This window comes from Psychrobacter halotolerans (genome assembly GCF_039680845.1).
Taxonomy (GTDB): Bacteria; Pseudomonadota; Gammaproteobacteria; order Pseudomonadales; family Moraxellaceae; genus Psychrobacter.
Window position 1 is genome coordinate 421,152 of sequence record NZ_JBDKWD010000003.1, and the last position, 13,418, is coordinate 434,569.

At 45.4% G+C, this 13,418-nt stretch carries 10 protein-coding genes and 1 pseudogene; 2 read left to right on the forward strand and 9 right to left on the reverse strand.

Features of this window, described 5'->3' with window-relative positions:
* Positions 1-47: 47 nt before the first annotated feature.
* Positions 48-221, reverse strand: a complete 174-nt coding sequence (locus tag AAJP47_RS13460) for a DUF4917 family protein (RefSeq protein WP_497198702.1) — start codon at positions 219-221, stop codon at positions 48-50.
* 40 nt (positions 222-261) lie between these two features.
* Positions 262-498: pseudogene (locus tag AAJP47_RS08350) on the reverse strand (zinc-binding dehydrogenase); the annotation flags it as partial.
* 225 nt (positions 499-723) lie between these two features.
* Here AAJP47_RS08350 and AAJP47_RS08355 point away from each other — a divergent pair.
* Both AAJP47_RS08355 and AAJP47_RS08360 read left to right on the forward strand, forming a co-directional pair.
* The gene (locus tag AAJP47_RS08355) at positions 724-1,641 is read left to right on the forward strand and encodes a homocysteine S-methyltransferase family protein (protein WP_346717471.1); all 918 of its coding nucleotides are present in this window, start codon (positions 724-726) and stop codon (positions 1,639-1,641) included.
* A gap of 4 nt (positions 1,642-1,645) precedes the next feature.
* Entirely contained in the window at positions 1,646-2,971 is a 1,326-nt protein-coding gene (locus AAJP47_RS08360) for a basic amino acid/polyamine antiporter (protein WP_346717445.1), read from the forward strand.
* Positions 2,972-3,079: 108 nt separating this feature from the next.
* On the opposite strand, the gene AAJP47_RS08365 is transcribed toward AAJP47_RS08360, so the two are convergent.
* From AAJP47_RS08365 to AAJP47_RS08395, 7 genes are all read right to left on the reverse strand, one after another.
* Positions 3,080-4,558, reverse strand: a complete 1,479-nt coding sequence (locus AAJP47_RS08365; RefSeq protein WP_346717446.1) for an ABC transporter ATP-binding protein — start codon at positions 4,556-4,558, stop codon at positions 3,080-3,082.
* Positions 4,555-5,358 (reverse strand): ABC transporter permease, encoded by an 804-nt coding sequence (locus tag AAJP47_RS08370; RefSeq protein ID WP_346717447.1) that lies wholly within the window; start codon positions 5,356-5,358, stop codon positions 4,555-4,557. The genes AAJP47_RS08365 and AAJP47_RS08370 overlap by 4 nt, the downstream gene beginning before the upstream one ends.
* A gap of 61 nt (positions 5,359-5,419) precedes the next feature.
* Entirely contained in the window at positions 5,420-6,358 is a 939-nt protein-coding gene (locus AAJP47_RS08375; RefSeq protein WP_346717448.1) for an ABC transporter permease, read from the reverse strand.
* 72 nt (positions 6,359-6,430) lie between these two features.
* Positions 6,431-7,993 (reverse strand): ABC transporter substrate-binding protein, encoded by a 1,563-nt coding sequence (locus AAJP47_RS08380; protein WP_346717449.1) that lies wholly within the window; start codon positions 7,991-7,993, stop codon positions 6,431-6,433.
* 221 nt (positions 7,994-8,214) lie between these two features.
* Positions 8,215-8,550, reverse strand: coding sequence for a hypothetical protein (locus AAJP47_RS08385; protein WP_346717450.1), 336 nt, complete (start codon positions 8,548-8,550; stop codon positions 8,215-8,217).
* A gap of 162 nt (positions 8,551-8,712) precedes the next feature.
* Positions 8,713-9,843: an NAD(P)-dependent alcohol dehydrogenase gene (locus tag AAJP47_RS08390; RefSeq protein WP_346717451.1), complete on the reverse strand. Its 1,131-nt coding sequence runs from the start codon at positions 9,841-9,843 to the stop codon at positions 8,713-8,715.
* Between the two features lie 523 nt (positions 9,844-10,366).
* Entirely contained in the window at positions 10,367-12,760 is a 2,394-nt protein-coding gene (locus tag AAJP47_RS08395; RefSeq protein WP_346717452.1) for a FepA family TonB-dependent siderophore receptor, read from the reverse strand.
* Positions 12,761-13,418 lie beyond the last annotated feature (658 nt).

The following is a 13,418-nucleotide window of genomic DNA, read 5'->3' on the forward strand; positions in this document are numbered from 1 at the left end:
GCTCCCTTGTTAAGAGGTATAGCTCTGTAATAACTTATAGCAGCATATTAAGCAACTGACTGATTCCAACAACCTTTGCTTTGACAGTCGAAAAAACTGACTTCGATATCACGTCCAATATTGTCATATATCATTTGAGCGACCCTATTACAGTAAGCTTGTTCATCACCATATACAGATACAGCTATTCTTTTAACGCTTGAGTATTTTATTCTTTTCAATATATGAATATCATGCTCTCCAAACCCCCAGCCAAATATTGTTAAACTCTTTTACGACGACGCTATGAACGCTGATTTCTGCAGGATGGTTCCAAATCGAGACAATCACCACCACGCCAGCAGGCTTGGTCAGCTCAACCAATAAGTCGAGCACGGCATTGACACTGGTACATTCGAATGCTACATCTACGCCGCGATTGTCCGTGATTTTCATCACTTCTTCTTTTAAATCTACTTCGGTAGGGTCCAAGATAACGGTCAAACCTTTGGCTTTTATGGTCATCAAATTTATATTAGTTCCGCGCCATAAAATAACGTATCTGTTTTATTTAGAATCGACTATATCTCTCTGTCGAATGCAGTGATAAACACGATAAATGAACAATACCGCCAAACTTATGGTTGCATCTATGCGCCATTGCGCCTAGTATTTCGTCCTTTTAAATAAAATCACTTCTCAAATATTTACTATAAAGCGAGGTTCGTTATGTCAACTGACTCAATCACAATTATTGACGGCGGTATGGGGCGAGAATTGGCAAAACGCGGTGCACCGTTTCGCCAGCCTGAGTGGTCGGCGCTTGCGATGATCGAAGCGCCAGAAATCGTCCGTGATGTACACCGTGATTTTATCCAAAGCGGTGCAGCGGTTATCACCACCAACAGCTATGCGCTCGTGCCTTTTCATATTGGTGCTGAGCGCTTTGCTCAAGAAGCGCAAGACTTAGCAGCATCAGCTGGAGAAATGGCACGGGCAGCAGTGGCGCTAGAAGGTACAACCACCAAGGTAGCAGGCTCTATCCCGCCGTTATTTGGCTCATACCGTGCTGACTTGTTCGATGCGGATCATGTAGAGGATATCGCCACGCCGCTTATCAAAGGTCTCAGCCCGCACGTAGACTTTTGGTTGGCTGAAACCCAAAGCTTAATCGCAGAATCGGTTGCGATTCATGATCTGTTGAGCACGCTAGACACGGATAACAAACCACTTTGGGTGTCTTTTACGCTGGAGGACAGTGAGCATTTGGATGTGCCGCGTCTACGCTCAGGAGAGACGGTGCAAGAAGCGGTCGCAACCTTAGCTGGTCTGAATGTTGCCGCCATTTTATTTAACTGCTGTCAGCCTGAGGTCATCGATCAAGCGCTCGATGTGGCGCAAACCACATTGCAGCAAAAAGATGCTCCGCACATTAAGCTTGGCGCTTATGCCAACGCCTTCCCGCCGCAGCCAAAAGACGCCACTGCCAATGATGGACTTGATGAGGTGCGTGATGACTTGACGCCGCCCGCCTATCTGGTCTGGGCAAAAAAATGGCAAACCCAAGGCGCATCGCTCATTGGCGGCTGCTGCGGCATTGGGCCTGAGCATATCGCGGCACTAAGCCAGCACTTTACAGGTACTTCCACAACACAGAGATAGCACGATGCAAAATGGACAAAAGATTGGGCTAACCATGCTCACTGCCATCGTGTTCAGCTCGATGGTTGGTGCTGGCATTTTTAGCTTGCCGCAAAACATGGCAGAAGTGGCAGGTGTGAACGCCATCATTGCTGCATGGGTGATCACAGGCGTGGGGATCTTGTTTCTCGCTGGCTGCTTTTTGCATCTATCCCGTCTCAAGCCCGAACTGGACGGCGGCATTTATACTTATGCCAAGACAGGATTTGGTGATTTGGCCGGCTTCTTTTCGGCATGGGGGTATTGGCTATGTGCCACCATTGGCGTGGTGGGTTATTTGGTGGTGGCGTTCGCAGCCTTAGGCAGTTTTGTGGATACACCAGACCAGACCATTTTTGGTGAAGGCAATACCTTATTGGCGCTGGCGGGCGAGTCTGTCATCTTGTGGCTGGTGCATTATTTGGTACTGCGCGGCGTCAAACAAGCCGCCTTTATTAACTTGCTTGCCACCTTGGCCAAAAGCTTACCACTGATTGCGTTTATTGTGTTTGCCTACTATGCCTTTGATATGCAAACCTTTAACGCTGATCGTACAGGGGCGACCTTAAATACCCCCTTTATGGATCAGGTAAAAAACACCATGCTTATTACCTTGTGGGTGTTTACGGGTATAGAAGGTGCGATTGTTTTATCACAACGTGCCAAGAAACGCTCTGATATTGGGCGCGCCACCTACATCGGTGTGCTTTTGGCGCTGGTGCTTTATATTGCCATTACCCTACTCTCACTTGGGGTCATGAGTCGCGTGGATGTGGCCGCATTAAGTAACCCCTCGATGGCAGGCATCATGGCACAGATGACGGGTAGTGTGGGCAAATGGGTCATTAGCATCGGGCTGATTGTTTCGGTACTGGCATCTTACTTAAGCTGGATTCTGTACTCAGCAGAAGTGCCGTTTACCGCTGCGAAGTACAATGCGTTTCCGCGTATCTTTACTAAGCAAAACGAGCAAGGCACGCCGACTGCCTCACTGATGCTGACCAGTGCGACCGTGCAGCTGTGCTTATTAATGATCTTTTTGACGGGTGAAGGTTATAACACCTTGGTCATCCTCTCGACCTCTATGATTCTTATCCCTTACTTTTTGGTGGGAGCGTATTTGGTAAAAGTCTCATTTGCCCAATCAGAGCGCTGGCATATCAAAGCCATTGGTTTGGGCGCAAGTGTGTACGGCGTTTGGCTGATTTATGCGGCAGGCGTTGATAATCTGTTATTGTCATTATTGCTCTATATACCGGGCTTGGCGATTTATTACTATAGCCGCTATCAAGCAAAGCACGCGCTGAATTAATTAAGCGCACTACCCCTTAACATACCCTTAATAAAAAAGTCCAAAAACCAACGTTTTTGGACTTTTTTATTAGAATATCGTTGATCTAAAGAATGGTCTTAGCACCCTTTATACAGCTAATGTCTCCAAATCAATCACTTGATGACAGTAATGACGCATGATGTGGTGATCGTGACTAACCATAATCAATGTACAATCTTGCGCTTTGCACTGCGTCACCAGCAAATCCAGCGTTTCCTTTTGCGTGATGGGATCGAGCCTGGACGTGACCTCATCGGCAAATAACAATACAGGGTTAAACAACAACGCCCGTAAGATAGCAACGCGCTGCAACTCACCGCCCGACACGTTCAACGCATTACGAGTCAAAATTCGCTCATCGAGTTTTAATTGCTCTAACAAATAAGGCACGCGACTGTCGTCTAAGCGATGTTTCTTAATCACGTCATTAAGCAAAGTTTGTAATGGCACATGCGGAGCAAAAGCGGCTGGTGGATCTTGGTAAAGCTTTAACACTTGATGGCTCTTTGGTTTTTGTTGCCACGTAATAGTACCGCTGGCAGGTTTTAATAGGCCGCATAAGGTGTCACCCAATGAGCTTTTGCCAATACCACTGCCGCCAATGACGCCCAACACCTCGGCCTTTTGCAGACTAAAATTTAAGTCTGTAAACAACACCCGCTTACCGCGAGCCAAGCTTAAATCTTTTACGCTGAGTAAATGTCTGTCTTCAATAATGCTTCTGTCTTGACTCTGCCAATTATGCGGTGCGGCGGCGATTAATTGTTTGGCATAGTCAGAGGTGGGTTGATTGAGCACCTGCTCGCCCTTACCCTGCTCCAACAGCTTGCCTTTTTTCATGACCATCATACGATCATTGGCACCCCCACTCAGTGATCTGGCGACATCGATATCGTGGGTAATCGTTAGCAGCGTGCCGCCTTCTTTAGCAACATTTTTTAGCAGCGAGATGACTGCTTGTTTGTTGGCTTCATCCAAGCCCTTAGTAGGCTCATCTGCAATCACAATATAGGCACCGCCTGAAGTAGCAATGGCAAAAGAGGCGCGTTGAGCCATACCGCCCGACAGCTCATGCGGGTAATACTCTGCTGATTTCTCCAACCCCAAACGCTCGATTTTGTCTTTTGCCAGCTGCTTACTGGTATTGTTGTCTTTTTTCGCCACAAAAAATAAGCTTTCCCACACCTGATCGATTACGTTCATGGTTGGATTGAGCGAACGGCTTGGCTCTTGCGGCAACATTGCCATACGTCTGCCCCAATATTCACATAGCTGCTGCTTAGTTAGGGCTTTATTTTCAATCAAGATGTCACCTTGCGCAACCAATTCATCAGGCAACGCACCCATAATGGCTTGAGCAAGTAAACTTTTACCTGAGCCTGTTTCGCCCAAAATGGTAACGTTTTGCCCTTTATGCAGCGTCACACTGATGGGCTCAACTAAGTCTTGACCCAACTTAGTAAATACCGCTAAATTATCCGTTTGTACCAAGATATTTTTTATTGACGCTTCTTTTACCGACGACTCTTTTACTGATGGCTCTGTTATTGGTGAGTGTTCTATCATTTTGTTTTCCCTGAAATCAGTTGTAAGCTTAGTACCAATATAAATACCGCAATAATAGGCTGGAGAAAAACAAACGGCGCTTGATAGTAATAAGGGAACAACTCCGTCATCATCAATCCAAGCTCAGCCGTGGGTGGTCGTAAGCCTACATTGATAAATCCCAGTGTGGCGAGCGCCAATACCGCATTGCCTGCGGCGAACGCGCTAAGGGTTGCGACAACGGGTAAAATCTTTGGTAAAAAATGGCGTTTAAAGCAATAAAAAAAGTCCATACCCATCAGACGTGAGGATTCAATCTCGCGGCTGCTAGCAATGGTTTGGGTCATGGCGCGCACCATACGAAAAAACTCGACCCATAACACCAATGAGATACCAAGATACAACGACCAAAAGCTATTGGGCGCGATGGCGGCAAACAACAATACAAACAGTAGCCCTGGTAGCGCCATGACAATGTCGCACAAAAACCGGCAGACAAAGTCGATCCAGCCACCAAAATAACCGCTCAATACGCCCATGAGTAAGCCAAAAAATAAAGCAAAACCCACTGACAATATAATCAAGGAGAAAGACAGACGAATGGCAGAAGCGACCCTTGCCAGCATATCTCGGCCAAAATGGTCGGTACCAAACCAATGACTGGCACTCGATGACTGCAACATACCGCCCAAATCTTGGACATTGGCATCTATCGGATAGTAAATGGGCTGCAAGAAGGCGAAGACTAATAATAAGAGGAGTAAAATACCCCCAAAACGTTGGGCAGGTTGTAGTTTGCCAAATGAGTTATAAATATTCATGACACAGGCTTTCCTAATTTGTAGGTAGATTTGTTTGTGATAACCGCTAACGTAATGAGAGTTAGCGCGCAAGATCAATACGTGGATCAATCAAGCCACTTATCAGATCCACCACCATGTTTAGTACCACAAACATACCACCCATGATGAGCGCAGTGCCTTGTATCATCGGCACATCACGCGCAACAATCGCATGTACCAAGGCATGACCACTGCCCGGCCATGCAAACAAACTCTCCACAATCACTACCCCTTCCACCAAATAAACCAGCTGTACTGAATGATAAGCTAGAATTGGAATGGCCACATTGCGTAGGCCATGTCGACAAAACGCCGTCCATTTACTAAGCCCCTTTAACTGCGCAAACTGGTAATACTCCGACGTTTGCACTTGAACCATCGCGTGACGACTCACTCGAACTGACACGGCTGCCAGCCCAATCGCCAGCGTCAGCGCGGGCAAAATATAATGCTGCGGCGTGCCATATCCGGCGGCGGGTAACCATTTGACTTGTACAGCAAGCAGCGTAATCAACGCAATACCAATAATAAACACGGGGACAGAACGCAGCACCGTACTCACCACCAAGGTCAAGCGATCAAAGATGCCACTAGGTCGCTGCGCCGCAAGTAAACCCAACGGCGGCCCGATAATTAATGAGGCAGCAAGTGCAGCAAGTGCTAACGCCAAGGTATGGCCAAATTGATGCGCAATCTCAGTCCATACCGCCTCACCGCTCACCAGTGAATGCCCCAAATTAAACTGTGCCAAATCCACCAACCAATCAAAATAGCTTTGCCACCACGGCTGATCCAAACCAAGCTCGGCACGTACCATTGCCGCCGCCGCCGCGTCCGTTTGATCATAACCGTAGCGACTGGCCGCAATACGATACGCCATGTCCCCTGGCAAGCTGCGAGTCAAAACAAAAGTTAATGTGCCAACCGACCATATGACAAAGATCAGTTGTAATAAACGCTGCAAGATATACTTAAACATAACGATGAGTCACTATTTTCAAATTTATAAAGCGAATTACGGCAACAGCTAGGGTTTGAAGATAGGCCCTAATTACCAAGACAGTTTGTTCAAATAAAAGTTGCGTTCTAAACCGTCAATCTCTAAGCCTTTTAATGACTTGTGAGCCGCAGCATTTTGTTGGTAATACACCACAGGTACAATCGGACGTTCTTCAAAAATAATGTCTGAGACCCGCTGTTTGGTGGCTATGTCATTGCCTTTGGTCGTTTCAAGCGTTAATAAATTTTCGGTCAATTCAGAATTTTGCCAATTCATGACGCCCCAATCACTGCCTTTTGGATCAAAGTCTTCGATGAGGGAACCAACAGGATCAGGCGTCATGCCATAGTTACGTGCGTAGAGCGCCATCTCTAACGTGCCATCTTGATGACCGGCCGCAATATCTGAAAAATTACCGACCGATACATCCACATCCACCCCGATTTTTTTCCACTGGGCTTGTAGCGCCGTCGCAATAATAGGCAGCTCTGGACGGTCTGAAAACGTGCGTAAAACGAATGTAAATGGCTTGCCATTTTTTTGTAGCATGCCATTAGCATCTTCTGTAAAGCCCAAGCTTAAAAGACGCTGTTTGATGGCTTGCGGATCAGGCGCTTGTGTGGTGGTTTTGATTTGCCAATCTTTAAAGACGGGCGGCAATATCTGCTCAGCCACAGCATTGTCTGCACGCATCACCGACTCAGCAATGGCTTGTCTGTCAATCGCATCACTAAGTGCTTGGCGAACGTTAACATCACTGAACAATGGGTTTTTGGCATCGACTTTGTACTGAATGGTACGTGCCAGCGATTTTGATTTGACTTGCATATTGGGATCTTGTTGCAAGCGCGAAAGGCTCGCGGAATCGAGAGTAAAGACGAGATAGTTTGGCTTACTTTGCGCCAATAAGGTGCGGGTTTCGCTACGGCTATTGGCGAGATACGTGACGTCTTGAATCTTGGCTTTTTCGCCCCAGTAGTCCGCAAATGCTTTTTGCTCGATTTTTTGGGGTGGCTCGATTTTGGTCGCGTAATACGGGCCTGTCCCAATCAGCTCCTTTACTTCATTGTTATCGTCAAATGAGGATTTGGCCAAAATAATACTGGTGGCATGCGCAAGGTAGGCAGGGAACGACATCAATGGTTTTTCTAAGGCAATCTCAACCGTTTGGCTATCAATCGCCTTAATTTGTGAGATAAGCGCCGACTTCAAAGCGGTAGGTTTGGTTAGCGCAACCTCCAGACTTTTTATCACGTCATCCGCGGTTAACATCGATCCATCATGGAACTTGACGCCATCGCGTAGGACAAACGTCCAAACGTCGCCTTTGTCATTGGCAGACCAACTTTGTGCCAGCATGGGCTGTAAATCGGCATTTTGTGCCGTATCAACCAGCGTCTCAGCAAGTTGCAAGCGCTGGAAAATAAATCCGGATTTACTTGGATCAATGGACGTGAGCTCCCAAGGCGTGACCACGATCAATGCTTGCTGGTTAGCGCCTAGTGGCGTAGACGCTGAAGCTGCTAGATTTGTCGCTGGTTTTGCGCCTGCGATGAAATACCATGCCAGTCCTGCCAATGCGACTAAGACCCCAATTAAAGCAATCTTTCTCATAAAATTATTCCGTTATAATATAACATTTCAAAAAAAGCGTTATGTTATAACGAAAGCATATAAAGGTAAACAGGGGTTCTGAAAATAATACTTATTTATTTTGGAAAGCTGTACAGCTCACAGCCCTTTTATCGTTATTCATCAATAAAAAAAGGCCTCTACCTTTTGGTAAAAGCCTCTGTTGTATCTTACTAAACGAAAGTAATTTTAATGATTATCAATCAGTTCAGATTGACCACATAATGTTGTTTGTCGTATTTGCCCGCATAAGGAACAGCGTTTATCGAACGCGGGCGCTGCACGTGGTCGGTGTAATAGATAGTAATAGAATCTTCAAAATCTGAATATTGAATTTCATACTCATAGGTTGTATGTGCAGATAAACCACCCAACATATCCATGCTGTTAGCGCTTTCATAGATAATCTTGACATCAGATAATCGATAAGCGCTGTTATTGTTGATGACAATGATGCCTTTTTTTTGTTCTTGCAAATTTGCGGTACAAGCTGCTAGAAATAAAAAAATAATGCCAAGAGTCACGCTGCACTTAAACATCTTATGTTCCTATTTCTGCTCTACAACCGCAGTTTGATTTGACTAAGAAATTAAGTCTTAACTGGCTCAAAAAAAGGCATGCTCCTACTAGAAAAATAACTTCTAACAGAGGCATGCCCTCGGACGAATATGTTTAATTTTTTAACTGTATAAAATTAGCTTTTACGCATTATCGGCGATACGAATAATGGGTTTTAGCGTAATGCCATCTTCGCTGTCTTTTGCCGCTTGATTGATGTCTTTAAAGTCATAGTATTTGACCAACTTATCAAAGGCAAAACGGCCTTGTAAATACAGCTCGACCAACTGCGGGATAAAGATTTTGGTGGTCGAGTCGCCTTCAACGATACCTTGTATAGATTTGCCGCCCAGTAGCAAATCATTGACATCAAAATTGGCATCAGTATCCAAAGCAGGCGCGCCCACTACACCGATAGTACCTAGCGTGGCAAGTGAGTCAACACCTTGACGTAAGACAGCAGGAATACCCGTTGATTCTAACGCAAATAGTGCACCGCCACCTGTGATTTCACGTACCTTTTCGACCGCATCTTCTTCTTTACTATTGATAACATGAGTCGCGCCAAGCTCTTTGGCAAGCTCAAGTCGCGATGGTACGACGTCTACCGCAATGATGGTCGTCGCGCCAGCCACTTGGGCAGCGAGTACCGCTGAGAGGCCTACTGCGCCTGCACCAAAGGTCACAAAACTTGAACCTGGCTTAACCTTTAAGGAGTTTATTACGGCACCCGCGCCTGTTTGGATACCGCAGCCTAGTGGTCCCAGCAATTCGATCGGTGCGTCTTTTGATACTTTAATGGTATTGCTCTCAAGGCTGAGCGCATAAGTTGCAAATGAAGACTGCGAAAAGAAATGGTCATGCAGTGGGTTGCCATCCGCATCTTGAATGGCATTGTTGCCTTCCATGTCGCTACCACCAAAGTTGCGCGGATAAAACTCTTGGCAATATGGCTCATGACCTGAGTGGCACGAGCTACATTTTGAGCAGTAGCCATAAGACAATACCACGTGATCGCCAACTTCGATATCTTTGACCAACGGCCCTACTTTTTCGACAATGCCCGCGCCTTCATGACCCAGTACTAGCGGCAGTGGCACAGGGTAATCTTGATCTCGGACGATCATATCGGTATGGCACATACCCGTTGCGACGACTTTTACCAATACTTCGTCTGCTTTGGGGTCGCGGATTTTGGCTTCTTCTAGTGTGAACGGGCCTTCTTTTTCTCGTGTGACGGCGGCGGTTATCGAGGTGTATTCTGTTGTACTCATGAGATGAATCCTTTTTTGTTATAGGTAGTTGGGTCTAATGACAATTAATATTGTAGATAATTATCATGTATGCATGGTTGTACTTAATAGGCATTGCCAATCATCTTAGGCTACTTTTACCCTTAGATTTTTCAGTATTGTCTATAAAAATCCACACCTGTGACCCGAAATTTTTTATTCTAAATAGAGGGTTTGCTAGCAGGTCATGGTTGTTTTTATGAGCTGTTTTAAGAGAGCCTGTTGTTAAGAAAGTCTTGTTCAAAACAGTCGTCTTTGAAGTAAACATTGTTAAAACAAGCCTCTTCAAAATATACTTGCCTCTGGTCACTGTCAAGGCAAGCCATGGCGCTGTATCCGTTTTGATACAATTAAGCTTGAGAGGTTATGGTGCTAGCGTTTTTAATTTATCTATTTGTAAATCTAACTCTCGTTTTTATATCAAAAAATATAGCAAAAAAGGTCTGAGCGCTTACTCAGACCTTTGTATTTTAGCAATAACGCTATTTATCAAATTGAATAAAAATTAAAAATCAACGCTGACATCGAACAGATAGTAACGACCCGGTTCATTGAACGTACGTGCACCCGCATTGGTTGTCGTCCCCTCTCTTTTGATTTGCTTATCAAACAGGTTTTTGACCCCTGCGCCGACCGTGATATCGTCCGTTAGATTATAGCGTGTACTCACGTTGGCAATGGCATAAGGCTTACGCGAGAGTTGCGCGGTTTCTAGTGCGTCCCCCGTGGTAACAGATACTGCAGGTGCTTCGATGGTGCCGTAGTAGCTCACCCCAAAGTCTGTGTTCCAGCGCGGCGTGATGTCCCAATCGACATTTGAGTTCATGGTAAATTTAGGAATCAGCGACAATGGCTCCCCTGTATCTTTACGCTCTGAGCGGATATTGCCCGTCAGGTTGGTCGACCATGTGACGGTATCTGTGACAGGTACTTTGACAAACCCTTCAAGACCTTCGATGATTGCATCGCCTTGGTTTTCCCACTGAAAAACAGAGCGATCAGCGGCGATACCATCAGCAACCACACCCACCACGCCTACCCGTTCTACGCCAGCGCCAATACGATTGTCATAGTCGTTATGGTAGTAAGTCAGGCCAGCATTCAGCCCAGTGTCATCTTGATAAGTAAAGGTTAGCTCTTTATTCCAAGAGGTTTCATGATCCAGCTCAGGACTGCCTAAAACATAACAGCCGCGTTGATCTGTGGGTACGCTAGAAGGACAGCCATTACCACGGGTGTAATAAATATAGTTTGGATCCAGCTGATAGAGCGAAGGCGCTTTAAATGCACGGCTGGCACCTGCTTTCACTGACCAGTTTGGACTAAAATTCCAAGTGGTATTGACACTAGGCGACCAGTTGCTACCGGCTTGATCATGATAGTCAAAACGCACGCCAGGCGTAATATACCAATCAGGCGTCACTTGGTAGTTGTCTTCTAAATAGGCACCAATAAGATAAGAATCTGTCTCTGAGTCGCGTTTAGAAGGGTCTGCTTCTGTCTCACCGAAGTCAAAGCCTTCATCAAACGTCAAGGCAGACACCAATGGATTATCCAATCTTTCGCCGCGGAACTCAGCGCCAGCCGTTAGCGTGTGCTTATCAAAGTAGATGTCCCATTCAGATTTTGCATTCAATGTATCATAGGTCGCTTCTGTCCGAGTATATTCCATCTCACCTTCCGGTTGTGAGATTTGCCCTTCGTTACGACCAGCGGTGCCTTCATTGAGACGTTCATTTATGGTACGCGTATATTCAAGATAACTGTTGCTACTAGCATCGTCATACTCACCGCGATGAGTGAAGGCCGCGCCATAACGCTCCATCTTATTGGTTTCTTGACCGGCGAGCGCATCAACCAAGTCATCGTTTACCGTTTGAAACTGTGAGTCGCCCGCCCAGCGGTTGCTTTGATTGCTGTAATTGACCTCAAAGCCAATGGTGTTCATCGCATCCATGGCATATTCAAATAGCTGGCGTGCGTCTATATTTTCGACCCCTTCGCGACCTGCCGCCACAGAAGCAGATGGTCCATCACGACCATCGACAATCACCGCATCTTCTGCATTGATATAAGGGTCATCCCCTTCACTGTCGTGATAGCCCAATGTGGTGCGAAAAGACAGCTTGTCCGATAATGGGCCTGCCATATTGATGTTGGTGCGCCAGTTTTTACCTTCAAGATCATTTTCTGGCATCTCATAGTGGCCCGTCACTGAGAACTCTTTTTTGGTTGGGGCCTTGGTGATGATATTGACCACCCCGCCCATACTACCAGAACCATAACGAGCCGCTGCTGGACCACGCAGCACTTCGATACGTTCAATAGCGCTTGGCGGTACCCATTGCGAGTCACCGCGCGTGTCTTGCTCGCTGCCGCGGCCGGGGCGCACCGCATTACGAGACGTGGCGGGACGACCATCAATCAAAATAAGTGTGTTGTTGGGGCCCATACCGCGTAGATCGATTTGACGTTGATTGCCACGCTGACCGGAGGTAGACGTTCCTGCCAGATTGACACCCGGCATTTTACGAACGATTTCTGAGATGTCATTCGATAGTGACGCTTTTTCGATCGCCTCTTCGCCAATAATAGACAGACCAGGCGCTTGTGTCAGCTCGTCTCTTGCCGCGCGTACAACAATGGTATCTAGCGTGGTACTTGGTAGCGCGTCTTGTTCGATGCTTTCTTGTTGATTGATGCCTTGTTGATCGATGTCTTGCTGGTCAACACTTTGTTGATCAACATTTTGAGTCAGATTATTCTCAGCGGCAACGGCAGTTGTACTAAGAATAGAGGCAATTGCTAGGCTAAGCAGCGCTTTACTGGTCATTAAACGTTGCTGTTGTTGAGCATATACGGTTTTTTTATAAGTAGAAGGGGTTGGTAACGTTGGCATAAATAGCAATCCTAAAAGCACTTAGTGTCATCAATACCTTTCAGTTTTTGTGATAAAAAAAGCGTTATATGGCTTTGAACCCTAATGTTTCGACTTTGCAAAGCCGTGGTATCAATGGGCTTTATCAATCTGACTGGTTAAGATATTGATGCAAATCACATCTCAAAAAAAACAAACCGAAAAGTAGTTAACGATTCGGCAATAAAGTATGCACACTTTAGCAACATTATTTAGTAAATACAAATACTAATGATAATTATTCTTATTTAAATTATAAGCCTTAATATTTTAACTTAATTCTCATGCTCTTAGAGGGTGTTTGAAAAAGGAGGAGACAAAAGCAAAAGATAGATAGATCAGTATTAATCAAGAAAAATAGTGAGAATATTATCAAGATATTGCTGTGCTATTTGACGTTGTGAGGAAAATTTCATCCCTTTATATGACTATTAATTAAATTAAGGATACGCTTTGATGGAATGCTCTTCCCAGTTAACAAATTGACTTTAAAAATATATTTTTCAGTTCAATTTGTCAGCCTAGTTTTAATATTTGATAGTACATTTTTCATTATCAAGCTCTAGACTTGACAATATTTCAATAAACTCTATACTTTTATTGGTAAATAATTGATAAAAACTCTTATCCAAGCCATTTC

Coding starts and splice junctions, on each gene's coding strand:
- AAJP47_RS08395 (WP_346717452.1), bottom strand. CDS start 12,760: ATGCCAACGTTACCAACCCCTTCTACTTATAAAAAAACCGTATATGCT.
- AAJP47_RS08365 (WP_346717446.1), bottom strand. CDS start 4,558: ATGATAGAACACTCACCAATAACAGAGCCATCAGTAAAAGAGTCGTCG.
- AAJP47_RS08375 (WP_346717448.1), bottom strand. CDS start 6,358: ATGTTTAAGTATATCTTGCAGCGTTTATTACAACTGATCTTTGTCATA.
- AAJP47_RS08360 (WP_346717445.1), top strand. CDS start 1,646: ATGCAAAATGGACAAAAGATTGGGCTAACCATGCTCACTGCCATCGTG.
- AAJP47_RS08390 (WP_346717451.1), bottom strand. CDS start 9,843: ATGAGTACAACAGAATACACCTCGATAACCGCCGCCGTCACACGAGAA.
- AAJP47_RS08380 (WP_346717449.1), bottom strand. CDS start 7,993: ATGAGAAAGATTGCTTTAATTGGGGTCTTAGTCGCATTGGCAGGACTG.
- AAJP47_RS08370 (WP_346717447.1), bottom strand. CDS start 5,358: ATGAATATTTATAACTCATTTGGCAAACTACAACCTGCCCAACGTTTT.
- AAJP47_RS08385 (WP_346717450.1), bottom strand. CDS start 8,550: ATGTTTAAGTGCAGCGTGACTCTTGGCATTATTTTTTTATTTCTAGCA.